This is a genomic window from Nostoc sp. (assembly GCF_036917415.1).
Taxonomy (GTDB): Bacteria; Cyanobacteriota; Cyanobacteriia; order Cyanobacteriales; family Nostocaceae; genus Nostoc.
In genome coordinates, this window is sequence record NZ_JBALDJ010000055.1 from 48,904 (window position 1) to 73,639 (window position 24,736).

Genomic DNA, 24,736 nt, shown 5'->3' on the forward strand with positions numbered 1-24,736 from the left:
CGTAAAACATTTTAAGAAAACTTCATCTTATTTATAGTTTTTCAGGTTCCGATTTTAAGAGGGGCCTGCTTTTTTATTTTTTGTTAAAATTGAACTGGGAATGAAAGTATATAATTATACTTTATTATTCCTACTATAATTGAAGGCTCAATATATCCACAGCTGCACAACATCTACTTATTAAAATTCATTTTTATTATGAGTTTGGCCCACTTGAATGCACCCAGAAAGGTGATATCTACTATGTTTTGGCTCTTTAGCCGCTATGAGCGTGAATGATACTGCACACAACAATAATTCTACTTGGAATCGGCAAGTATACCACCGCCTGAAACTTGTCTTAAGTCTTGGCTTACGACGACAAATTCTTTTAGCAATATGTGATGATTTATACTTAAGAAATCAGGTAGCAGCCCGTTTGCATTCTACATTGGCTTATCCTGTTGGACAGGTGTTATATCAATCATCAAATGCTCAAGAAAATAGCACTCCAGCTTATCCGCGATTAGTCACGTTGCGTTTGAATTTAAACGATCCTAATCCCCTAATCCAGATTAATCAATGGCTGACTAATTATCCACCGCCAATTGTTGGGGCATCAAAAGATACTCCTGGAAGACCTTTTCCAGTACCAGCATTTCAGATTGTCGGCGTGGAGCATCTTACGAAGCAACCAGTTGCGACACAGCGTTTATTTTTGCACTATCTCCGCTTAAGCGAACAATATTTCTCTACACAAGAATCCAGCCGATTCCTAGAATCTAATTTGCTGTTGTGGATACCACGTCCTTGGTTATCGGCTATCAAGCAATCAGCACCACAGTTTTGGCGTTGTCGTACTGGCGTATTTATGTTTGCTGGAGAACCCACACCAGCAACTCAGAATTTGGGCTATCCAGAAAGTTTTTCTAGTTCTAGAAGCTTTGATTTAGGGAATATTGAGCAGTCGATTCTAGATGAATCAGTTAACCAAGCAGAACTCAGAACCGCAGCCACCGAGTTAAAGTTTGATAATAATTCTGATTTCCCAGTAGAGATACAAGGGAATCGCGTACACAAAACTGAGGAAGTTTTACCATCAACAGCGGATTTATTGAAGGCTACGCCACAACAACAGGAATCTACAAATCGGTCTGGTAGTGGAAGTAATAATCAATCGCTGTCGTCTTTATCTCATATTAGCAATGAGTTAACGGAGCTAGTAATAGCAACAATAAATACAAGTATTGCTCAAAATACAGAGGATTCCTTACAACCACAGCAGATTTTATTGGAGATTGAAGAATTACACGAAAAGCAAGTTTCAGAGGAGATACTGGCAGAGGCTTATCATCGCTTGGGTACTTTATACCGTCTTCGCATTGAGCAAGGAGAGGCAACTTTAGAAAACCTGATGGTAGCAATTATTGCCTATCAGGAGGCAATTAGTTATGACGAAAGCTCACCGCAACTCCCAGATATCTTGAATGATTTGGGTACACTTTACTGGATGCTATACCGCACACCACCCAATTCTGAAGAGGGACAAACTTATATAGAGCAGGCAATAGAATTTTATCAGTTGGCGTTAAAGATGATTTCGCCCCAGACACATTCGGAAACTTACGCTCGCGTACAAAATAATTTAGGGACAGCTTATGGTGATTTAGCTCGTTTCTCTCACCCATCTGAAAATTGGCAGCAAGCAATTTTCGCTTACAGTGAAGCACTCAGCCACCGTACAGCTGATATGGATTCATTAAAGTATGCGGCTTGCCAAAATAATTTGGGTACTGCCTACTGGCACTTAGGGCAATACAATCAACCAATTGTGCATTTAAAGAAAGCGATCGCAGCTTACAATGAAGCGCTTGCACACTACAACCCTGAAGAGGAACCGCTGAAGTATGGCATGATTCAAAACAATATCGGTACTGCGTGTTGGAATCTGGCACAATACGAACAACCTGCCCAAAATCTCCAGTTAGCGATAGATGTTTATAGCGAAGCTCTTAAGTATCGCACTCCAGCTAATGTTCCCAGTGCCTGCGCCGCTACACAAAATAATCTGGGTACTGCCTACTGGCATCTAGCAAACCTATCTGAAACTACTCAAGAGGCACGGCAAAAATATCTGCAACTATGTATCAGCGCTTACGAAGAAGCTATAGCTTTGGCTCACTCACTTAGCGGTACTTCTTTAAGTTTTGATTTGCTTGCCTCTCACAATAACCTGGGACTAGCACATTATCAGCTAGTAATAGATAAGTCTTTTAATGGCGACAAAGCGACACGCTCTCAACACTTAGAAGTAGCATTAGATAACCATTTGCAAGCCTTAAACGGATTAAGTAAACAATTAGAGGCTTATCAAACAACCTTCGCTTATGTGGTGAAAACTATTCGTACTTTTCATAATGAATTAGGCATACAGGGGCAAAATCTGGCTTTATCTAAAGTTCCTAGCCAGTTGTTGCCAGAGATTTTGTCAAAATTATGAATCACATTTCTCTCCATAGTGCGGGGAATGTCAAAAAACTGTAACTTGATATCAGCTTGACAATTTTTGACAAGTCAAGTAAGGTAGCGATGTCTACGACGGGCTACGCCTACGCAATTACTAGACTTCTTGCATAAATCAAAAAAAGAACCCCACTTTGCCTTTGACTTACGTCAAAGTCTCCACTCTTGCTAGGGATGGCGTGTTAGGGAACTTTTTGCAAAAGGTTTACTGTTTTACTCATTACAAAGTAATGAAATATTTTTACAATTCATAAATTTAACTTCATAAATATAAATTATTCATGAAATTATTCTGAAATACACATAAATTTTTTATACAAAAAACAATAAGATATTGGCGGATTTTGCGTAAATTTACTAAGGTAGACTGAAGACTTACTTGAAAGAAGCTCCAGAATGATAATTAAGACCTAAAATTATGAAACTAAGTTTTGTTTTGGCTACTGCTATATCTAGTTTTTTTGTTAGTTCGACCACAGGATTTGCTTTTTCTGGTCAAGCACAAGCTCTAACTTTTTCTGGCATTTCTAGTGCTACATGGGGAAATCCTACTCCAGGAAGCACCGATACTAATCCCATATATACAGGTGTGGGAAGTAACACATTTACTTGGGGTAAAGCTAATTCGTCGTCAGGACTTCCAAATAAACTAACCTCTTATGGAACTTCATTTTCTGCGGACATTAACTCTGTATTCAAAATAGCTGATTTAACTTACTTTAATGGAAAGATAGGCACCGATACAGGCATTGGATTTGTACCTTTAAATCTCAATGTATCTTTCAGCCCACCTGTGGAAACCAGCCAAGTTTTTGACTTCAACTTGCGTTTAGTAAATACACTTAACGACCCAAATGATCCTGAAAAGAGTGCAGACTTAGTATTTTTAGATACAAATTTGAGTAATCGCAGTTTCACTTTCGGAAGTAATAAATATACCCTTGAGTTAACCGGTTTTAATCTAGACGGTCGCCAGATAAGTATTAAGGCTCTTGAAGAAGCTACAACTACAACAGCTATTTATGCAAAAATCAAAACTATACCCGAACCCGCGCCACTGGCGGGTTTATCCTTGCTAGGGATATACCTGATATCTCGTAAAAATTCTTGGAAAAAAAATACTAAGAGCCTATAAATATGACTTATTCAGAACCGTAGCACTACTAGGTCTCCAGATTATTTTTCATCAGATGTCTAATTTATAGAAATAGGCAATAGAGAATAGGAAACAGAGAAAAAGATAGATAGGTACTGAGTCTTGTTCAAAAATTAAATAGGAGTCCTAATATAGTAATCCGATTTGATTTTTGAACTTATACCAATTCAAAAAAAATCAAAAATTTTGACGATAAAAATGTAGAGACACGACAAATCGCGTCTCTACAAAGGTTTACCCGTTTTTTGATAGACGCGATGAATTGCGTCTTTATGCAGGGTTAGGTTGGGTTCGGCTTTGAAGTAGCTGGATAATTGCAGCTTTTTCTAAGATTCCAATTAGGACGCCATTCTCACGAATCACGGGAAGCACAGATAGCTTTTGTTGTTCGAGTAGCTGCATGACTTCCAGCAGAGGTTGATCTGATTGGACTGTGGTAGATTCGGTAATTGGTCGCATGACTTCTTTGACTTGAGTTTCTGACCACAGTGCTGTTGGGATGGTTCGCAAATTATCAACAGCGATCGCACCTACTAATTGTCCATCATCATCAGTCACTAAGAACCGATGCCAGTTTTGTCCACTTATAACTCGTTCATCGGCAAACTCTCTCAGAGTAAGATTAGCAGATACAATCGGGCTGTCATGAGTTACAACATCTTCAGCTGTCAAACCTGTGAGTTTTTCTTGCACTCTGGCAAATTGAGCCGAATTACCAGCATTTTGCAACAAGAAGAAGCCGATTAACAAATTCCAGAAGTTACCTGAGTTGCCAAATAATAGTAGAGGAAGTACACCTGAAAGAATTGCTACCCAACCAAAGATTTGTCCAACTCGACTCGCAAAGGTTACACCTTTATAAGGATTACCTGTAACCTTCCAAACAATTGATTTCAGTATATTCCCTCCATCTAAGGGCAAGCCAGGAATCAGGTTAAATAGGGCTAATGCTAAATTAACAGAAGCTAGAACGCCAAGAATTGCAGCTAACGGCCCTGATGCAGCAGTAGTAACACCAATAGCTGTAACGATGCCACATAGTATTAAGCTTACTATTGGCCCAGCGATCGCTACCCAGAAAGCTTCACCTGGGGTTTTCGATTCTTTTTCTAAGCTTGCTAAACCGCCAAATATAAACAGCGTAATGGATTTGACATCAATTCCCTGACGAATCGCAACGAAACTGTGGCCTAATTCATGGGCGACGACAGAGGCAAATAACATTAGCGCTGTCATCAATCCTAGTAGCAAAGCTAATCCCGCAGACAATTGGGGAAATTGCACCGCCAGTCCACTGCTATAGCTCCAAGTTACTAAACCCAGAACTAAAAACCATGACGGATGGATATAGAAGGGAATTCCGAAGAGATTACCAACGCGAATTGTGCCATTCATGTCGCTCACCTTTGATTTCAGCTTCGAGAGGTTTGGTTTCGTCCTTCTCGATGTTTTTATTGTAACGAAAGGTTAAGAGATTTTAATCTTGATGGCGGTAGTGGTGTCCGTCTGTAAAGGTGCGGTTATTGGGAACATCTCAATTTAGGAGGCAAGAGGAACCTTGGATCGCGTCGATAATGAATAGTCCACCATGCAGGATCGTTGAACTAGGCAATCCCAATCTTTAATAACTGAGCAATCAAGCAGAGGTTAAAGACGATTTACAGCTATTTTCAGGTAAATAGACCACGTGGTAGGGGCACAGCAATGCTCATACGTGTCAACTTCAGCCGAAAACTATATCAGACAGGCGTTTTGTAAATCCCTCACGCCCTCATCCCCTAACCCCTTCTCCCAAGGGAGAAGGGGAATTGAATGTCTAGCTCCCCTCTCTCTTGGGAGAGGGGCTGGGGGTGAGGGCAAAATGTTTTCACCAAGCGGGTTTAGCGTTAAGTTGACACCAATGAGCAATGCTGTGCCCTTACGACAGATGTGGTTCAAATACATGAAAACTGCTGTAAGTCGTATAAAAACAGATTTGTATCCAACGTGTGGGAACACGTTCAATTTCCGAATCTGTGGTTATGTCAGACTGCCTATTTTACGTTTAAACCAAGTGTCCCCGCAGCATATAACATCGCTTTGTTGACTAACTCAGCCCCCGCTTTTTCGGGTGAACCGACATCGAATGGAGGGGCTGGATCGTACTCCATTAATAGTTGAGCGATCTTGGCGGCTTCCTCACCACACAGCACTTTAGCGATCGTTAGACCAAAATCAATGCCTGCCGTAACCCCCCCACCAGTCATGCGATTTCGGTCAATCACAACTCGCTCCGTTCCGACCTCAACGCCCAACGTTGCGAGTTGTTCGCGCATCATCCAGTGAGTCGCCGCTCGATAGCCTTGTAGCAGTCCTGCCTTCGCTAAAAACTCAGACCCGCCGCATACAGAGGTGATGAATTTTGCTGTGCTCCCCTGTTTTTGGAAAAACTCAAGCACTTCTGGATCGTTTACTACTGCACTCTGTCCTAAACCGCCGCCGACGCAGATCACGTCTAAGGGTGGGCAATTTTCAAAGGTGGTATCGGGCAAAATCATCATTCCGTCATCAGTTTTGATCGGGTCTAACGCTTTCCAGATGCGGTGGATCTGGACACCAGGAAGCGAATTAAAAACTGTCTGGGGTCCCACAATATCAAGTGCCGTCATGCCAGGATAAAGTACCAAGCCAATAATATGTTTTTGTGAGTAAGTCATGAATCAATCTCCTGATGACAGTTGCTATGAAATCTATCCTTATACCTAAAAGAATTGAAAGTTAAGGATTTAGTCTTAGTTGTGGTTGGGAAATACAATGCGAGATGTCCGATGCACTAAGGTTGTAGAAATAGAGAATAAGGAAAAGCCGATGAGTGGATGGAAGACTGCTAAAGGAAAAGAGGTCTTCAAGTGAATTGTGATAAATTGCAGTCCTAGCAGCACTGGCAAACTTACTGTAAGGTTTTGGACTCTTCGAGGAAAGGGAATCAAAAACACCCATATCAACAAAATTAGTGAGAGTCCGCCATATCCTCGCACGAGCCAAATATGGAGATTCCACCAATCAGAGTTGTAAAAGTAAGCCAGTCCAACACTGAATATTTGGATTATTAAACAGAGATTGAAAAGCACTGCTGCGATCAAAAAACTGATTTGAATCCAGCGCCCGGATATCTGTGTGTCATCAATGCCAGAATTTACAGTCATCTGAAGTAATTCCAAAAATCAAACAAATTAGTCATTGGTCATTGGTCATTGGTCATTGGTCATTGATAAAGAGTTTTTTGGTACATACCTCACAATAGAGTGGGCGAAAAAACTAAGGACTAAGGACTAATAACTAATGACTCCGCGAAGCGGTTTGGTGTGACTAAAGCTAAGATAGGTCTGGTTGCGATACTGCGCCTAGACCTCGAAAGGGTACAATTTGCCAATCATGATTGCCTTAAAAGCTCTATTTCATGCAATTGCTCAAGCTAAAGATGAACAGACTTTGCGATCGCACATATCCGCACAAATGAGTGAGTATTTTTCAGCTACACGATGCGGGCTATTTTTCTTTGCTCAAATTTCTCTAGTTGACAGCAAGCTCCAAAAAGCACTGCAAATTGCCTTATCACCTCAACACAATCCAGTTGCACGCTACTTGCTAGAACACCATGCCCCTGTTCATGAAGCTTTGTTAGTAGAACCGAAAACATGGAAATTGATTTGTCCTCGTGCCGATCACTGGCACGTCATGGCAGGGCCAATTGTCAGCAATGGCCAGTTAGTAGGCGTGGTAGGTTTTACCCGTCAGCAAGGAATGCCTGCATTTGATTCACAAAATCTTACAGATTTGAGTGCGCTTTGTCTGCATATTTCTACTTGGGTGGCAATGGCGAGATTACAACAACCACTATTACAGACAAAGCGTTTAACGCCTCGTGAAATGCAAATTGCTGACTTGGTGGCTCAAGGACAAACCAATGCAGAAATTAGTGCTGAACTTTGGATTACTGAAAATTCTGTTAAGCAAGCCTTAAAAAGGATGTTTCGCAAGCTTGAGGTTTCATCTCGTGCTCACATGGTTGCAAAGCTTTCTATAGTTTCAAAATAGGTATTGCTGAATCAAGAGATGATTTTTGTGGGGTGGGCATCCTGCCATTGATGTCAAGTATCGATATATTTCCTTGCGATGTAATACACGAACAAAGGTAATCATATTTTCGTCTTCGGCAAAACCAATTCGATAATCACCAACTCGGATACGGTAGTAATTTCCATCTGCCTTAAGTTTTTTGATGTTGCTGATATTCAAAAGACTTTCAGCAGTTTCCCCTTCTTGTATTACATTTTTAATTTTCAGGAGCAAGTCCTTATCTCGAATCTTACCAAGATCCTTTTCAAAGCTTTTTCTGAACTCAACTTTCACGATTTCGGCTCCAAAAGTTGAAAGATGGAGTCGCGGTTAACCAGGTCAGTTGTTTCACCTTCAGCGATCGCTCTTTCCATTGCTATGTCTTCAATGATTTCTGCAAAAAATTCAGAGACTTCTTCACGGTTATCACGAATCAATTCGACGATCGCGCTTTTCAAGATTTCTTTAAGTTGTTCTGGGTTTAGTGTAATCTCAGACATTATGCCTCCATTAAATTAAGTTGAATTTGATCAATTAATGCCAACCGCTTAAAGTTGCTGGTTTATCCAAATCGTCGCTTTCTCTTCATACTACTCAATCGCCTGTTCTACTCCTGTTTTAGCAATTCAACTCAAACGGTCGAAAAATCAATATTTTCGTAAAGTTCTGAAATTTGAATTTTAAACTCAAAGGTACTCAAAGAAAGGGTAACAGTTGGGTCGTCGTATTCTGAAAATAGCCACTGATGAGCGGCTGTTTTGACATGATGCTCAACGTGTGTACGGTATTGATCAATCAGCAGATATTCTCGGAAGGTGGAAATTGTACGATAGGCAACAAATTTCTCACCGCGATCATAGTTTTGGGTCGACTTAGACAACACTTCAGCGATAAAGCAGGGGTTCATCACAGTATCTTTGCGTCCAGTTTGAAGTTCTAAGGGTTTGGGCAGAACCATTACGTCGGGATAGGTATATAGGATGACACTTGGAATCCAAAGTCGTTGATCGGCATAGAAAGTCCGGTAGTCTTTGCCTTTTAGGGCAGATTTAAGCAAAATATACAAGTTTCCAGCAATATCGTTGTGGTTGGGTGTTCCACCAGTTATTGGAATAATTTCTCCATCGCAATATTCGCTGCGTATTTCTGAGGCGATTTCAAGTTCTAAATACTCATCAATGGTGTACTGTTTGATCTCAGGTTGAGCAATCATGTCAGTTCTACCTCCAAGGCTTCAAGTTGTTGGTTTATCCAAGTTGTGGCTGTCGCTTCATCGGTTGCGATCGCCCGTTCTACTCCTGTTTTAGCAATTTCCAGCAGTTGTTTGGATTTTAGTTCAGCTTGATGAAAATCCTCGACTTTTGATTTAATTAAAATTCCAAGTTCTTGCATTTTACTTTCAGCAAAAATTGGGATGCTCAACTTTCTCAAAGCTCCAAGGCTTAAAAATGGATTAATTTGTCCAGTAGATGCTTTTTCAATCAGTAGTTTTCCTAGCTGAGAATTGAGAAATCCTACTAAATAGTAAGGATTAAACCCAAATTTGGGGCGTAACAATGCTACATCTTGATTAATGTTGATGAATTGATTTAAGTTTTCAACAACTGCTGCATTTCCGACTTTCCCTTTGATTGTTATCAAAATATCTCCATTGTTAAAATGTGTTCGTTTTAATTCGGTTTGATGATGAGATATTAAAATACGTTTTTGCGTTTCATAATTTATTTTGAAATCATGAATATGTTCGGCAGTTAAAAACTTTACATCTCCAATACTCAAATCATGTCTTAAAGGAGTGTGACCATTGGTGATATCGATTAAAATATCTTCAAGATGAATAATTTCTATAGGATTCAGACTATTGATTTTTTCTACAGCTTGATCGTACTTCGGTTTATAGTGTTCAGAATCAAGACGACCGGAGGACAAGAACGACTTAGCAAAGCTCTTGACGGCAACGGTTTCTTCCGTGGGTTGCCAGTCTTTCAAGCCAAGCTCCGACAACAGCAAATCCTCAGCTTGTTGATAGAAATCAGATGATCTACTTTTTAGAGCATGAGCAGTTTCAATCAATTTCCTAATTCCTGCTTGAAACTTCTGATCTAAGTTGGGAATTAAAATCGATTTGACTTGAAGTAAGTTTAGTAAAGGCTGAACATTACCAGTAGAAAGCCGCTCAGTTTGAGATCTTCCATAGTATGAATTTAGGAAAGTAGATATAAAATAAGGAGAAAAATTATAGTCTATATCTTTGATAGTAGCCACATTTCTATCTGTGTTCCCAGTAAATTCTTCATAGATGACGCTGGCATTTCCAACTGTTCCAACTATTGACATCAAGATATTCCCAACTTTGACGGAAGACCTGAGATTCTTTTTGTGTAGCTTCTCTGAACAATATTGTATGTCGGATAAATCTAGGCAGTTGTCTTTAACATTCTGTCCAGACAAATAAATTATTCCGCTGCATTCATCTAAATCTGGTGATCCATGTTCTCCGTCTGTAACAGTGGCAAATTCATTTATCTTTTTGAAAACTTTTTTGCGAATTATTTTGTCTGATTCTATAAAATGCTTGTAATAGTATTCAGAATCAATTCTGAAATAGATATTGTTATCTAAAACATCGTTCCAGCTTAATTCTGTTGCTTCCAGCCCATCCATCAACCGCTGATACCTCACAGCATCAAACGGCATAACAGATGGGCTGGGTTCAAAAAAACTGAAGTTCTCCTTTTTGGCAAACTCAATAAAGGCTTCAGCAATGCCGTCTTCCGTCAGCCCTTCGTGGTTATACAGGTCATGATCCACCACCAAATGACCGTGTTCATCTTGCAAAAAATCGCCTTCTACCCCAACGACTCGTTGCACCGGAGAAGGCGGCATCAAGTCGCTGAGTTCATCATCGGGTGGTGCAGCCGTAGACGATGAAATCTTGCGCCAAATCTTGTCTCCAGAGTTATCCTTCCCCGACTTTCGCATTGTGGCAAAAAAGATGTTGTAGTCATCCTGTCGGGGGCAGAGTGCGCCTGCTTTGGGGTCGTCGTTCCATTTCTGCACAAACAGCACTGAGGTTTTTGTGCCTGTGTGCGGCTTAAAGGTGTTGCCATGTAGCCCCACTACTGAAAGAATCCGGCAGCGTTCTGCAATAAAATCTCGAATGTTCTTATCGGAAGAGTTGTTAAAGCGTCCTTGAGGAAGCACGATCGCCATTCTACCCCCCGGTTTCAAAAAGTCCAGGTTGCGCTCAATAAACAAAATGTCGCGCCCTACTTTACTTTGCCACTTGCCATCCGGCTTTTTCGCTAGGTCATAGCGGGCAATCATGCGCGGTTCTTTGATATCCCCTGCAAAGGGCGGATTCGCCATCAACACATCAAACTGAAACTCTCGATAGTCCTTGCTGCCTTTCGGTCGCAGCTTTTTCAGCCGTTTGAACCCCTCATGGTAAATGTCATCCCAATCATCTTGCTCGGTGACTTCATCCCACAGTTCATAGTCCAGCGTGTTCAGGTGCAACACATTCGTCTGCCCATCCCCCGCAATCAGGTTCAGCGTCCGCGCCACCCGCACCGCCTTTTCATCAAAGTCGATAGCAAACACCTTGTCTTCCACATACTCTTTGCACCGGGGCGGTTTATCTTCCAGCGAAAACAAATGACTTGCTGACAATCCCTCATCATCTAAAATCTGCCGCCACACATGAAAAATCGTATGCACCGGAAACCCCGATGACCCCGCAGCCGTGTCGATCATGTACTCATCCTCTTGCGGGTTCAGCATTTTCACGCACAGATCAATTACATAGCGCGGCGTAAAAAACTGTCCCTTTTCGCCCTTGCTGCTCTGGTTGATCAAATACTCAAAGGCTTCATCGATCACATCCAAGTTGGAGTTAAACAGCTTCACATTTTCCAACGACGACACACAGACCGATAGGTGAGACGGCGTGAGGCTAATTTTGGCATCCTCGCTAAACACCCCTTCCCACTTCTTCTTGGCTTTGTCGAAGAGATCCTGAATCTTCGTTTTTAGTGCGGCTTCCGTCTGTCCCGTATTGCGAAATTCCAGAGAACGGGTCGATCGGCGGTTGCCCTGCCCGGAATACCACTCATCATAGAGCTTGGTGAAAATCAGCTTAAACAGTTCCTCAAAGACATCCACCCCAGCATTTGCTAGCACCTCATCTTCCATTTCTTCGATCAAGGTCTTGAGAGATTTATTCTCCTTCACCAACTTGTCATTGGCGATCAGGTCTTCCAGGGTGAACTTGATCTGGAGAATATCCGCCAGGGTTTGATTCGCATTGGGCAGCCCCGGAATGTCTTCAAAATAATTGGGGTCTTTACGCTGGTAGTAGGAAATTTGATCGCCATTCGTCCAGACCGCGATCGGCGCACCCGTGGCATTGCAGTAAGAGCGAAGCTGGTCTTTCCCATCCTTCAGCTTTGGCTTCTTTAGCTCCACGATCGTGTAAACCGTGTTGGGACGGTCTTTGTCCATGACCACGATGTCTGCCCGTTTCACCTCTCGCCCAAAGTTCACCCCATACTCAACCTGAATGCGACCGAGGGGATAGTGGAAGCGATCGCTCAAAACCCGTAAATATAGTTGCCGAATTGACTCCTCTGGCGTTAGCTTAATCGCCTTTTGGCGCACCAAACAAACCGTATAAGGAACCTCCCCGTTTTTGGTCGCCTTGAGAGTAATGGTCTGCTCTAACTGCTCAATTTCAGCGATCGTAAACTGCGACAGCTTGTAATTTGAGTCCTTGAGGATATCGGCTAATTTCATCAGGGGCTATCAGGTTGACTCTAAGGGCTTCTTCGTCATAAGAGTTTAGCGCCATTGTAGTCACTGCCTGATAAATTTCCTTAATTCTTTAATGGCGATCGCTTATTGAGGAGCCTTGTCTAACTGGTATCTTGAAAATGGCTAAATTCAATAAACCTGGTATATTCTTGCTGAACAGATCACCCTGATTCTATTTGATCTGTGCGATCGCAGTTTCCTAGAGGACTAGCCTCGCCTTTTACTACTGCGAATTTGCCAATGGATTCTAATGCAATACGGTTCGGTTAACGTGTTTATTCCTCGAAGATCCCCCCAACCCCCCTTAAAAAGGCTTGCTCACAACCCTCTTTTACCCCCTTTTTAAGGGGGTCGCCGTAGGCGGGGGGATCTTAACCGAACTGTATTGGATTCTAATGCGGCTAAACCCAGACAATTTTTGTGTGGAAGCGGGGCTTCCACACAAAAAGAATCTCAATCTAAGTACGTAGTGGTTTGCAAGTATTTGGGTGGCCGCCGAGATAGGTGCAAAATGGCACACATTGTAATGGTTTAGGCATCCACTTATACTGCAATTGTCTCCATCTGCTGAGAGGTTTTCTGCAACATCGGGGTAATTAGATCGGCAGGCACAGGACAACTGAAGTAGTAACCCTGACCTTCATCACATCCTTGCATTTTCAGGTAGTCAAGCTGTTCTTGGGTTTCCACACCCTCTGCTGTGATGTTCAACCGCAGGCTTTTTGCCAGGGCAATAATCGCATTGGTGACGGCAGCACTATCAGGATTGGACGTGACATCCTGTACAAATGACCGATCGATCTTGAGCATATTCACAGGAAAGCGCTTCAAGTAATTAAGGGAGGAATAACCAGTACCGAAGTCATCTAAAGCCAACCATATACCCAGTTCTCGTAATTGTTTTAAGGTTTTAACCGATCGCTCCATATCAGCCATCAAGAAGCTTTCTGTCACTTCCAATTCCAGGTAAGATACTTGGAGTTCAGTTTCCTTAAGAATTTGACTGACGACCTCAACCAGATTCGGTAGTTCAAACTGTCGAGCTGACAGATTTACAGATATCCGAATTGGATTAAATCCAGCAATCTGCCAAGCACGGTTTTGGGCACAAGCAGTTCGTAAGACCCATTCACCAATTGGTAGGATCAAACCATTGGCTTCTGCAATGGGAATAAACTTTGCTGGAGAAACCAAACCTAATGTAGGATGCTGCCAGCGAACCAACGCTTCCATAGCTGTAATTTGTCCGCTATGTAAATCAATCAGAGGTTGATAATAAACTAGCAGTTCATTGCGCTCAAGCGCTCCGCGTAATTCGTTTTCTAAAGTTATTCGCTCCTGCAACTGAGCATTAATTTCCGGTGAATAGAATTGGTATTTGCTACGCCCTTGCCGCTTCGCTTGGTATAGTGCTATATGAGCCTGTTGCAAAAGTTGATCGACGCTATTACGCTCATTTATTCCATTAATTGTGATGCCGATGCTGGCGGTGATATGAATTAAGTTCCCTTCTATAGAAAAGGGTTTGCTCAGGGTGCTTAACAGCATCTGAGATAGCTTAATCACACTTTCAAAAGAAACAATGTCTATGCGGGCAATGGCAAATTCATCTCCACTCAAATGGGCAAGAATATCTGTTTGTACCATGCAGGGTGATAACCTCTGAGCAACTGCTCTTAACAACAAATTTATTGTTTGATGCTCCAACCCATGACTCATAGCAGTGAAATCATCAATACCTAGTAAAAAGACGGCTACAAAGCGCTGGGTGTTTTCAGGTTGAGATAAAATCTGATAGAGGCGATCGCAAAATAAATCACGATTGGGCAATCCAGTTAGATCGTCATAATTACTGATGTAATGAATTAACTCATCTAATTTGTGAAGAGTTTGTGAGGTATCCGCCATCAATGTACCGGCTTCATCAGCAAATTCTGTGGGCAATTCAGGTAGGGTTTTGGTGTTTAGATAATTTTGCAATACCGCAGATGTCAAAATAACCGGTTTGAGGAGGTGGTGTAGGGCGTAGAGGGTGGCGGCTGTACCCGCTAAGGTAGCCAACAGAGCAATAAGCATAACTCGAATCGCCATCTCCAAGGAATAGGAGTTTGAGATGACGAAACTCAAGAGTAAGCTAAGAAGTGGTATGTGAGTACCCAAAAATGCCACCAACATGATTTTAGCGGTGTAACTTTTTTTGAGCAATGGAAAACTAGCTAGAAACGAGTATAGATAGAGCTTGTCATTGAGCTTCATAAATTCTGTTCGATAGTTAGTAAATTAGTTCCGAGCTATTCTGACAAAAGGGTATTTTTGATTGACAATTCAGTGCAATTAGCTTTCATGGAACCCAACCCTGATAAGGTCATATATTATGTTTCCCAATATGGGTTTCTATTTGATATGTATAACGATAAAGTTTCTGTAAAGCTTATTTCTAAACAATTACATAATAAATACCTAAATTAGGTTTATTATTAGTTTGTCTTCAAGTGATATAAAAACAAAAAATATACAACAGAATTCATAATTTAGGAGTAAAACACATTTTCTATCTGGCTAACAGACGAATCGTTGTGTAACTCACTTTTCTTGATAATCTGTTGTATAATTTTCTGATTTTATTGTTAAAAAATAATTTTTTTAACTAGCGGTAGAGACGCAAATAACGCAAAGAGAATGAAAATAGATTTTCACGAATGCTTTAAAATTGCTATCTTTTGTAAAAGATTTAACCTGAAAAGAGTAGATTTGTAACTTGCTCTAATACCTTTAATGCTGTTAATGAACCTCGAATCAAGCGAGTAGCAGCAAGTGGTTGTCGAAGCATGGCGATCGCTAACAAAAACGGGTTTAGAGAACCATCAGAGTTAATTGCTGGTGTGAGATCGGGGATATTATGCTGACAATCGTCGCTGACTACTCGCAGCATTGCCACAGACACCCCAGCCGCATTGAAAAATTCTAAAGCGGTAAATCCTTCCATATCAACAACATCAGCCGCCAAAGTCTCACCTAAACGGCGTTTTTCGGGCGCAGACCAAATTACGCGATCGCTTGTCAGTGACTTGACCAAAGATACTTTTTCTGATACGGAAGAGTGCAATTGTGCTACAAAAGTGCGATCGCATTCTTGCTGTTTCCCCTGATAAACACAATCTTGATACAGCACAATATCACCAACTGTGTAGCGATCGCTCAAGCTGCCACATATACCCATAATCAGCACTCTGGATTTTGGAGTCAGAAATTCTCCTTGTTGCAGGTATTTGAGTAAAGGCTTCATTCCAACAGGTATGGCTACTACCGTTGGGATGGAGGTAGTAATGCCGCTTAATCCGCGACACACAGCTTTATATTCTGCTCCCTGAGGCACCAGAATTGTGTTGATGGGCAAAAAATTAGACACTAGTCTCAATAGTTTCAAGTTTGCATTTGGGTATTAACTCAAGGGTGCGGAGGGCGATGTCTACGATGGTCTACGCCTACGCAGTTTGTAAAATAGGATCGCTCACCGTCGCTGCCTAACCACTAACTACTTTTCCGGTTTGCCGCTGTGTATCCAAAGCTTTCTCCCAGAAGGGAATACTGCATAGGAAACTCAAGGCTGTATGTCCAAATCTGTCTATCGAAGATTCTCAGGCTCGTATTCCCTGTAGCTTTCCATAAAGCTTTGGCAGAATAATTCCTTATGTTCAACAGAACCAAGTTTGATCTTTGAAGTTTCCTTTTGCATTCAAGATTGGGTCATATCTGAGTGACAATAAGTAATATTGCTGTTTAAGAGGCAGGAGGCAGGAGGAAAGAAGTATGATTGAAAACTTTTATTATGAGTATAGAGCCGCAATTTAAAAAGAAGAATTGTATGAGATAGACAGCGCAAAAGACAAAAGAAGCCATTACGGTCTGTGCCTCCTGCCTCCTGCCTCCTGCCTCCTGCCTCCTACCTCCTGCCTCCTGCCTCCTGCCTCCTGCCTTCTGCCTTCTCTTGTAACCAAAATTCGCAAACCGAAGATGATTGCTGTAGCATGACTAAATAATTGTGTCACCCACACGATAATTTTCCAAGATGGTAAAGTTTCATAACTCCAAATCCGCACGAGAACTCTTCAATATTTCCAAATTGGCGATTCAATTTTCGTGGCTGACGGTGAGTTTTTGGATTGCCGTAACGGTAGCTGGTGTTCTAGCTTTCAGTTCCCTTAAGTATGCCTTGTTTCCAGATATTACCTTTCCAGTGGTGGTTGTAAATGCTACAGCTCCCCTGACAACTGCCCTGGATACAGAAGCGAAGCTCACCAAACCCCTAGAAGAACGCCTCCGCTCCCTTGAAGGACTGGAGGTTATCCGCTCATCCACCTATCCTAGTCAAACTGCTGTTAGCCTCTCTTTTGTCGTTGGGACGAATTTAGAAACATCGACCAAAAAGGTTGAAACTGCCCTGAAGCAGTTGAATCTACCTCAAGGAGGAACTTCTAAAATTATTCCTCTGAATCTAAACGAGTCAGCCGCCATTAGTTATGCCATAGAGAGTCCCACGCGGAATCTCAAAGATTTGACGAAGTTAGCGCAAGATGAGATTGTTAGTGCGATCGCTAAACTACCAGGAGTCCTAAAAGTCTCATTACTAGGCGCTGCTACGGCAACTCCTCCGGTAAATCCAGCGAATGCGAGTGCAACGGTTCCCCAAGGTGGGGCGACATTAGTCCGGTTTAATGGTGAAGATGCGCTTGCATTTCAGGTAATCAAACGCGGTAGTGCTAACACCTTGGAAGTTGTGAGTCGGGTTGAGAAAGAAGTTCAAAGGCTACGCTCTACCCTCAAGGATGTTAACCTCACCTTAGCTGCCACTCAAGCAGAATATATCCGCCAAGCCACCCAGTCAACAATCGATGCCTTGCTGGAAGCAGTCTTGTTGTCGATAGTGGTAATTTTTCCTTTTTTATGGAATTGGCGGGCAACTCTCATTTCTGCCTTGGCGATTCCCACATCTTTGTTGGCGACATTTATCGTCATGGCGATTTTCGGCTTCAACCTGGAAACAATCACCCTGCTGGCTTTAGCTTTGGTGATTGGTAGCATTGTTGATGATGCGATCGTCGATGTGGAAAACATCATGCGACACGTTGAAGATGGAGAAACTCCTCGCCAAGCAGCGCTTTTAGCTACAAATGAGATTGGGTTGACAGTTACCGCCGCCACTTTAACAGCAGTAGCAGTTTTTTTACCCATAGGTTTGATGGGTGGGGTAATCGGTCAGTTCTTCAAGCCCTTCGGCATCACTGTATCCGCCGCGATGCTTGCTTCTATGCTAGTTGCTCGGACTTTATCTCCAGTTCTGGCTATCTACTGGTTAAAACCTAAATCATCCCTCTCCCCGCGTCGGGAAGCAAAAATCTGGGTAGCGTTTACCCAATCTTACAAAAACTTGCTGAGTTGGTCTTTAAATCACCGGAAGATAGTTATCGGGTTAGCTGCACTCAGTTTCATTGCAGGAATAGCACTGATTCCACTAATTCCTAAAGGGTTTATTCCCAAACTTGATCGCGGCGAATTTAATATTGCTTATACGGCTCCTTTGCCGAGTATTCCTAGTGGAGCAGGGGAGCAGGCGAGCAGAGGAGCAGGGCAACAAGGGATAAATCCCAGTCCCCAGTCCCCAGTCCCCAGTCCCCAATCCCCAATTCCCAATCCCTTGAACGATTCTCTTGAGGTTGCGAAGAAATTAGAAAATGTAGTCAGAAAATCACCGGCAGTTGAAACGGTATTTACCACTGTTGGTTCTCGTGAGGGTGAACCAAATAAAGGAACACTATATGTAAAGTTAAAGAAAAACCGCACAATCACAACCGCTGAACTACAGGATCAGTTGCGCTCCTCCTTACCTGTTCTTTCTGGGGTAACTACTAGTGTTGAAGATATTCAATTTGTCGATTCTGGCGGTCAAAAACCCCTGCAAATAGCATTGCAAGGTGATAATCTCCAAGCTTTGAGCAAAGCAGTCAAAGCAATTAAAGAAAGGATTCAAAGGCTACCGGGATTCGCTGATGTTACAGTTACAGGTGAAACAAATCCACAGGGCACGGTTTTTCAAATCGAGCGTCTGAATAATCAGCGCGTAGCCTACATCAGTGCTAATCTTGGCAATAATCTGTCTTTGGGTGATGCCACCGACAAAGTAGTAGCTGAAGCAAACGCGGTGTTACCATCTAATGTTTCTTTAAATTTAGGGGGAGACTCTGCTAACCAAAGTAAGGTTTTTAGCAGTTTCGGCAGTACTTTAGCTCTATCTGCCCTATGTATTGTTGTGGTACTAATTTTACTATTCAAAAGCTGGGTAGACCCTCTAGTTATTGGTGTCTCTTTGCCTTTAGCACTAGTGGGGGCGATGTTGGCGCTACTAATCACCAAGAGCGACTTTGGCATGATCTCATTGATCGGTTTCGTCTTTTTGCTGGGGCTGGCAAATAAAAATGCCATTTTGCTTGTAGATTACATTAATCAGTTACGCAACGCTGGCTTAGAGCGCACCGAGGCGATCCTTAATACCGGACTAGTGCGCCTCAGACCAATTATGATGACCACAGCTTCCACTATTTTAGGGATGCTACCGATCGCTTTAGGTTTGGGTGCTGGTTCGGAATTGCGATCGCCTATGGCTGTAGCGATCGCAGGTGGACTAGTAACTTCAACTATCCTCAGTTTGATTGTTGTGCCAGTAGTCTATACCATTTTGGATGATTGGTTTCCCCGATTTGAGAAGAGGGGGGGAAGTTGATGCAGGTTTTTGTCACGGGGGGTACGGGTTTTATTGGTGCCCATTTGGTACGGTTGTTGCTGCAACAGGGATATGCAGTCAAAGTACTGGTACGCCATAGCAGCAATTTGGAGAATTTACGCGGTTTAGAGGTGGAAATTGTCAAAGGCGATTTGAACGATCCAAATCTTTGGCAACAGATAGAAGGTTGTCAATACCTATTTCATGTCGCAGCCCATTATTCCCTCTGGCAAACAGACCGGGAGTTACTGCACCGTCACAATGTCCTGGGTACACGCAATGTGTTGGCAGCAGCTCGCAAGGCTAACATTGAGCGCACCGTCTACACGAGTTCAGTGGCAGCGATTGGGGTAGGATCGTCAGGGGAAGTTGTCGATGAAACACATCAGAGTCCCTTAGAAAAGTTGGTGGGTAACTACAAAAAGTCTAAGTTTCTGGCTGAACAAGAAGCTATACAAGCTGCTGCTAAAGGTCAGGAGGTAGTTATAGTCAATCCCACCAGCCCCATTGGCTCGTTGGATATCAAACCTACCCCGACGGGTGATATAATACTGCGGTTTTTACGACGGCAAATGCCTTTTTACTTGGATACTGGTCTAAATTTTATCGATGTGCAAGATGTGGCGTGGGGGCATTTACTAGCTTTGCAGCGGGGTAAATCAGGCGATCGCTATATCTTAGGTCATCAAAACCTCAGTCTCAAAGAACTACTCGAACAACTCGCCGATATCACAGGTCTGAGGGCACCTCAACAAAGAGTACCCGCTTGGTTGCCCCTGAGTGTTGCCTGGGTTGATGAAAAAATTCTCGCACCATTAGGGAAATCGCCCTCAGTGCCATTGGATGGCGTTCGGATGGCGAAACAACCGATGTATTACAATGCTGCCAAGGCTGTACGAGAATTGGGTCTACCCCAATCTTCGCTAAACGCCGCACTCAAAGATGCTGTGGATTGGTTTGTTGCTCAGGGATATGTCAACCCCTTTGGGGAATTCAAAATTCAAAATTCAAAATTCAAAATTGAAGACCCCACAGATAAATCTTGGGGTTGAGAAAGTGGTGTATTTATCTTTAAAAGAGGAGCGATCGCAACAATGGCAGTTAATATACAACAAGCTATAGATATTGGGAAGTATCTTGTTACACAGCGGTTGAAAGGACGTAAACGCTTCCCTCTAGTTTTGATGTTGGAACCTCTTTTTCGGTGTAATCTCGCTTGTACTGGTTGTGGTAAAATCCAACATCCGAAGGAAATATTAAAGCAAAATCTCACCCCAGAACAGTGTTTTGCCGCAGTCGAAGAGTGCGGCGCACCAGTTGTCTCAATTCCTGGAGGAGAACCTCTGCTGCATCCCCAGATTGATCGGATTGTCCAGGGATTAATTGAGCGCAAGAAATATATTTACTTGTGTACCAATGGTTTGTTGTTAGAAAAGAGCCTAGATAAGTTTCAACCTTCCCCTTACCTGACTTTCAGCGTGCATTTAGATGGAATGCGTGAATTACACGATCGCTGCGTCGATCGCAAAGGTGTTTTTGATATTGCTGTCAAAGCCATTCGTGCCGCTAAAGCTAAAGGTTTTCGTGTCACCACTAACACCACTATCTTTGAAGGTACTGAACCTAGAGATATGCAAGAGTTCTTCAACTTTCTGGAAACACTAAATACCGACGGGATGATGATTTCTCCCGGTTACAGTTACGAGTGGGCACCAGATCAAGATCATTTTCTCCACCGCGAACAAACCCGCGCCCTCTTTAGAGAAATTCTGGCTCCATACAAAAGTGGTGAAAAAAACTGGAACTTCAATCACAATCCGTTGTTTCTAGATTTTCTCACTGGCGAGAAGGACTACGAATGCACACCTTGGGGTAGCCCTAGTTATAGCGTTTTCGGTTGGCAAAAACCTTGCTATCTGCTGAATGAAGGTTATTACTCTACCTTCAAAGAATTACTCGCACAAACTGACTGGAGTCAATACGGCCAGAAGAGTGGTAATCCCAAGTGTGCCGATTGTATGGTTCACTGCGGCTACGAACCCACCGCCGCAATGGATGCAATGCAACCACAAAATATGGCGCGTGCCCTTGGCAGTGTGTTTGGCAGGAATTAGCAAGTAGTAAATGCTACATACTAAAGGGTGCGATGCCTACGCACCCTTTAAGGATTATGATTGCACTGGAATGTGCCCAACAATACGCGATAAGAGTTAAAGGAGGATGCTTATTTAGAGATATTGCGATACTTCCCTCAGCCAAATCCGATCCCCAAGCATTCAAGCGCGTTATTGCCTTTGTCCAAAATAAATTTGGGTAATTTTACATAATATATAACTACAAAGTGACAGTAAATGCTACACGTATGTCCCTCCACGGAGCAGCGATCGGCTCGTAAACTAAACAGATACATAAATATAAAGTTATGTAAACAAATTTCACAAACATAACAATAATTTGTAATAAATAATGATACGGCAGCATTGTATAAAGAGAACTTGGAAGTAAAAAACAACATCTTAATCAGGTTTTCCAGTCATTCACAGAAGTTTGAAGTTTTTTAACAAAAGTTTTAATCTGAAAGCCTGGAGATCGTAAACTTATTTCTTGGGTGTCTGTTTTAAACCTTTCGTAACTCGTCAGGCAGTGCTGACATCAAAAATCAACTGAACCATTCAGTTTTGAGTCCAATTATTCTTAACCAAGCAAATTAGGAGATTTAACGCAATGGTTTTAGATGCATTTGCAAAAGTAGTTTCCCAAGCTGATACACGTGGAGAATACCTCACCGATGCACAATTAGATGCATTGAGCGAAATGGTCAAAGATGGTAACAAGCGTACAGATGCCGTGAACCGTATTACCAGCAATGCATCTGCTCTTGTTGCTGCTGCGGCTCGTGATTTGTGGGCAGAACAACCCCAATTGATCACTCCTGGTGGTAATGCTTACACCAGCCGTCGTGCAGCTGCTTGCATCAGAGACTTGGACATCATTCTTCGCTATATCACCTACGCTATTTTTGCTGGCGATTCCAGCGTACTAGATGACCGTGCCCTCAATGGTTTGCGGGAAACCTATTTAGCATTGGGAACTCCAGGAGCATCAGTTGCTGTTGGTATTCAAAAGCTGAAACAAGCTTCGCTGGCCATTGTCAACGATCCAAATAACATCACCAGAGGAGATTGCAGCGCTCTGTCATCTGAAATAGCTAGCTATTTCGATCGTGCTGCTGCTGCTGTGGCTTAAGCCAAGCATTGCTGATGTTGAGTAAATAATTGTCCATAGGACAAAACAAAATTTCAAGCATAAAGTTTGTGAAAGGGAAATAGCAAAATGTCAAAAACACCTCTAACGGAAGCAATTTCATCGGCTGATTCTCAAGGTCGCTATCTCAGCAGCACTGAAATTCAAGTTGCTTTTGGTCGCTTCCGCCAAGCCCCAGCTAGCTTACAAGCAGCAAAAGCATTGAGCGCCAATGCTCAACGCTTGACCGAAGGTGCAGCTCAAGCGGTGTATAACAAGTACCCTTACACCACTCAACAACAAGGCCCCAACTTCGCGGCTGATGCACGCGGCAAAGGCAAGTGTGTACGTGATGTAGGCTACTACTTGCGGATTATCACATACGCTTTAGTTGTTGGTGGCACAGGCCCCTTGGATGATTTCTTGATTTCTGGCTTGGCTGAAATCAACCGGACTTTTGAACTGTCTCCTAGCTGGTACATTGAAGCTCTCAAGTACATCAAAGCTAACCACGGTCTAAGCGGCGATCCAGGTGTTGAAGCAAATTCCTACATCGACTATGTAATCAATACTCTAAGCTAGAGTGTTTCTTTAGCCCGGAGAGGAAATCAGCTCTTATGACAAGTAAGTTCTATGAGTTGTTTACCTCTCCGGGCAGTTTTTTAAGAAAAGCTAGCTGAAAACCCTGGAGAAAGAGGAACGTAGTTCTGTATTTTTTGCTTTAGAACAGGATGAAAGCTACCGACGTAGCACGGTACTTGCTACAACTTTAAGAAAGTTTGCAATTCAGTGCCTCTTTTAAGCTACCGTCAATTGGCACAATATTTTTATCAGTACAAGATTTCAAAACCTACCCTCGGACTGGGGGAAAGTATACGCCCGAAATAACGTAAGGAGATATCACTACGTCCTTGTGGCAAATGTGGTAGAGGCAGCGAGCGCAATCTTCTTCCTTGACGCTAGCGCAAGTTAGCGAGTCTGCGTCCACTACAGGGAAGTAAGCTACGTACAGTATCTGGCAGAAAACGTCTAGAGGTTTCTCCCCCATCAGGGACTGCCAAACGCGTAGGGTGAGCCTGGGAACCTGTGGAAACAGGATATTAAGACACCAATGTCTTAAAAATCACCTTATTTTAGGTAAGGTGAGTGTAAATTTCAAAAAGACTGTTAAAAGACTAGAAAAAATTTTCTAAAAAATTTTCAGTTTTGCAGTTAAAACTGAGGAGGTTTAAAGATGGCAGCTTTGGGACAAGCAGCAAGATTAGGGATTGGAGCGTTTGAAAATTCAGCGCCAGTAGAACTACGTCCAGATAGAACAGAGGCGGATGTGGCAGTGGTAATCAGGGCGGCTTACCGTCAGGTTTTGGGTAATGCATATCTACTAGAAGGAGATCGTCTAGAGAGTGCAGAATCACTGTTGCAGCAAGGTGAAATCACCGTTAGGGGATTTGTGTTAGCGATCGCTCAATCAGAACTCTATCGGGATAAGTTTTTCCACTCCAACTCCCAAACTCGGTTTATCGAGTTGAATTATAAGCATTTATTGGGGCGTGCCCCGGAAGATGAGTCAGAGATTTCGTACCATGTTGAGCTTTACAACTCACAAGGTTACGAAGCTGAGATTAATTCCTACATTGACTCATTAGAATATCAAGAGAGTTTTGGTGAAAATATTGTGCCCTACTACAGAGGCTTTAAAAGCCAAGTAGGGCAGAAAAACGTTGGCTATAGCCGACTGTTCCAACTGTATCGGGGTTATGCCAATAGCGATCGCGCTCAAGGACAAAAACAAGGACGGCTAACCTGGGAAGTGGCTAAAAATCTAGCTTCACCCATTTACCCAGTCTCTGCCGGAGCCTTAACAGGTCTCTCAACAGGTGGTCGCGGCGAAACATACCGGATCAGAGTGCTACAAGCAGCTTCCCCATACTCAGCTGTAGTACGGCGCAGTACTGCGGAATTGATCGTACCCTACGAGCAACTTTCTAGCAAATTGCAGCAGTTGAATCGTAAGGGCAGTAAGGTTATTAGCATTACAGCCGTATAAATAGGGACTGGGGACTGGGGACTAGGGACTAGGAGTTGGGGACTAAGAGGAGAAAGGGGATAACCAATACCCAATACCCAGTACCCAATTCCCGATCCCT

General features: G+C 42.7%; 18 protein-coding genes. 9 read left to right on the top strand and 9 right to left on the bottom strand.

Going from position 1 to position 24,736, the window contains the following annotated elements; translation table 11 throughout:
* Window positions 1-265: 265 nt before the first annotated feature.
* Both V7K41_RS10605 and V7K41_RS10610 read left to right on the top strand, forming a co-directional pair.
* The gene (locus tag V7K41_RS10605; RefSeq protein ID WP_334847859.1) at window positions 266-2,479 is read left to right on the top strand and encodes a tetratricopeptide repeat protein; all 2,214 of its coding nucleotides are present in this window, start codon (window positions 266-268) and stop codon (window positions 2,477-2,479) included.
* A 441-nt stretch (window positions 2,480-2,920) separates the two neighbouring features.
* Entirely contained in the window at window positions 2,921-3,637 is a 717-nt protein-coding gene (locus V7K41_RS10610; RefSeq protein ID WP_334847861.1) for a choice-of-anchor K domain-containing protein, read from the top strand.
* Between the two features lie 291 nt (window positions 3,638-3,928).
* Here V7K41_RS10610 and V7K41_RS10615 read toward each other — a convergent pair whose 3' ends face one another.
* From V7K41_RS10615 to V7K41_RS10625, 3 genes are all read right to left on the bottom strand, one after another.
* Window positions 3,929-5,053, bottom strand: coding sequence for a site-2 protease family protein (locus tag V7K41_RS10615; RefSeq protein WP_334847862.1), 1,125 nt, complete (start codon window positions 5,051-5,053; stop codon window positions 3,929-3,931).
* Window positions 5,054-5,691: 638 nt separating this feature from the next.
* Window positions 5,692-6,354: a DJ-1/PfpI family protein gene (locus tag V7K41_RS10620; protein WP_334847864.1), complete on the bottom strand. Its 663-nt coding sequence runs from the start codon at window positions 6,352-6,354 to the stop codon at window positions 5,692-5,694.
* Window positions 6,355-6,429: 75 nt separating this feature from the next.
* Window positions 6,430-6,843, bottom strand: coding sequence for a DUF6220 domain-containing protein (locus tag V7K41_RS10625; RefSeq protein WP_334847866.1), 414 nt, complete (start codon window positions 6,841-6,843; stop codon window positions 6,430-6,432).
* A 229-nt stretch (window positions 6,844-7,072) separates the two neighbouring features.
* On the opposite strand from V7K41_RS10625, the gene V7K41_RS10630 reads away from it, so the two are divergent.
* Window positions 7,073-7,735 (top strand): LuxR C-terminal-related transcriptional regulator, encoded by a 663-nt coding sequence (locus V7K41_RS10630; RefSeq protein ID WP_334847868.1) that lies wholly within the window; start codon window positions 7,073-7,075, stop codon window positions 7,733-7,735.
* On the opposite strand, the gene V7K41_RS10635 is transcribed toward V7K41_RS10630, so the two are convergent.
* From V7K41_RS10635 to V7K41_RS10660, 6 genes are all read right to left on the bottom strand, one after another.
* Window positions 7,727-8,050: a type II toxin-antitoxin system RelE family toxin gene (locus tag V7K41_RS10635; RefSeq protein WP_334847870.1), complete on the bottom strand. Its 324-nt coding sequence runs from the start codon at window positions 8,048-8,050 to the stop codon at window positions 7,727-7,729. The genes V7K41_RS10630 and V7K41_RS10635 overlap by 9 nt on opposite strands.
* Complete coding sequence (locus V7K41_RS10640) at window positions 8,047-8,256, bottom strand: hypothetical protein (RefSeq protein WP_334847872.1); 210 nt, start codon at window positions 8,254-8,256, stop codon at window positions 8,047-8,049. The genes V7K41_RS10635 and V7K41_RS10640 overlap by 4 nt, the downstream gene beginning before the upstream one ends.
* 131 nt (window positions 8,257-8,387) lie before the next feature.
* Window positions 8,388-8,969 carry a Uma2 family endonuclease gene (locus tag V7K41_RS10645; RefSeq protein ID WP_334847874.1) on the bottom strand — a complete coding sequence of 194 codons (582 nt, stop codon included), beginning with the start codon at window positions 8,967-8,969 and terminating at the stop codon, window positions 8,388-8,390.
* Window positions 8,966-12,535, bottom strand: a complete 3,570-nt coding sequence (locus V7K41_RS10650) for an N-6 DNA methylase (protein WP_334848008.1) — start codon at window positions 12,533-12,535, stop codon at window positions 8,966-8,968. The genes V7K41_RS10645 and V7K41_RS10650 overlap by 4 nt, the downstream gene beginning before the upstream one ends.
* A gap of 576 nt (window positions 12,536-13,111) precedes the next feature.
* On the bottom strand, window positions 13,112-14,824 hold the full coding sequence (locus V7K41_RS10655) for a putative bifunctional diguanylate cyclase/phosphodiesterase (protein ID WP_334847876.1): 1,713 nt from the start codon (window positions 14,822-14,824) through the stop codon (window positions 13,112-13,114).
* A gap of 475 nt (window positions 14,825-15,299) precedes the next feature.
* A complete protein-coding gene (locus V7K41_RS10660; protein WP_334847878.1) occupies window positions 15,300-15,977 on the bottom strand; it encodes a 5'-methylthioadenosine/S-adenosylhomocysteine nucleosidase family protein in 678 nt (225 codons plus the stop codon).
* Between the two features lie 660 nt (window positions 15,978-16,637).
* Between V7K41_RS10660 and V7K41_RS10665 the strand changes: the two genes are divergently transcribed.
* The 6 genes from V7K41_RS10665 (at window position 16,638) to V7K41_RS10690 (ending at window position 24,636) form a co-directional block, all read left to right on the top strand.
* Window positions 16,638-19,346, top strand: coding sequence for an efflux RND transporter permease subunit (locus V7K41_RS10665; protein ID WP_334847880.1), 2,709 nt, complete (start codon window positions 16,638-16,640; stop codon window positions 19,344-19,346).
* Entirely contained in the window at window positions 19,346-20,398 is a 1,053-nt protein-coding gene (hpnA, locus tag V7K41_RS10670; RefSeq protein ID WP_334847882.1) for a hopanoid-associated sugar epimerase, read from the top strand. The genes V7K41_RS10665 and hpnA overlap by 1 nt, the downstream gene beginning before the upstream one ends.
* Before the next feature lie 42 nt (window positions 20,399-20,440).
* Window positions 20,441-21,460 (top strand): adenosyl-hopene transferase HpnH, encoded by a 1,020-nt coding sequence (gene hpnH, locus V7K41_RS10675; protein WP_334847884.1) that lies wholly within the window; start codon window positions 20,441-20,443, stop codon window positions 21,458-21,460.
* 610 nt (window positions 21,461-22,070) lie between these two features.
* Window positions 22,071-22,592: a phycocyanin subunit beta gene (locus V7K41_RS10680; RefSeq protein ID WP_334847886.1), complete on the top strand. Its 522-nt coding sequence runs from the start codon at window positions 22,071-22,073 to the stop codon at window positions 22,590-22,592.
* Window positions 22,593-22,679: 87 nt separating this feature from the next.
* Entirely contained in the window at window positions 22,680-23,171 is a 492-nt protein-coding gene (gene cpcA, locus V7K41_RS10685) for a phycocyanin subunit alpha (RefSeq protein WP_334847888.1), read from the top strand.
* A 652-nt stretch (window positions 23,172-23,823) separates the two neighbouring features.
* The gene (locus V7K41_RS10690) at window positions 23,824-24,636 is read left to right on the top strand and encodes a phycobilisome linker polypeptide (protein WP_334847890.1); all 813 of its coding nucleotides are present in this window, start codon (window positions 23,824-23,826) and stop codon (window positions 24,634-24,636) included.
* The last annotated feature ends 100 nt before the right edge of the window (window positions 24,637-24,736 follow it).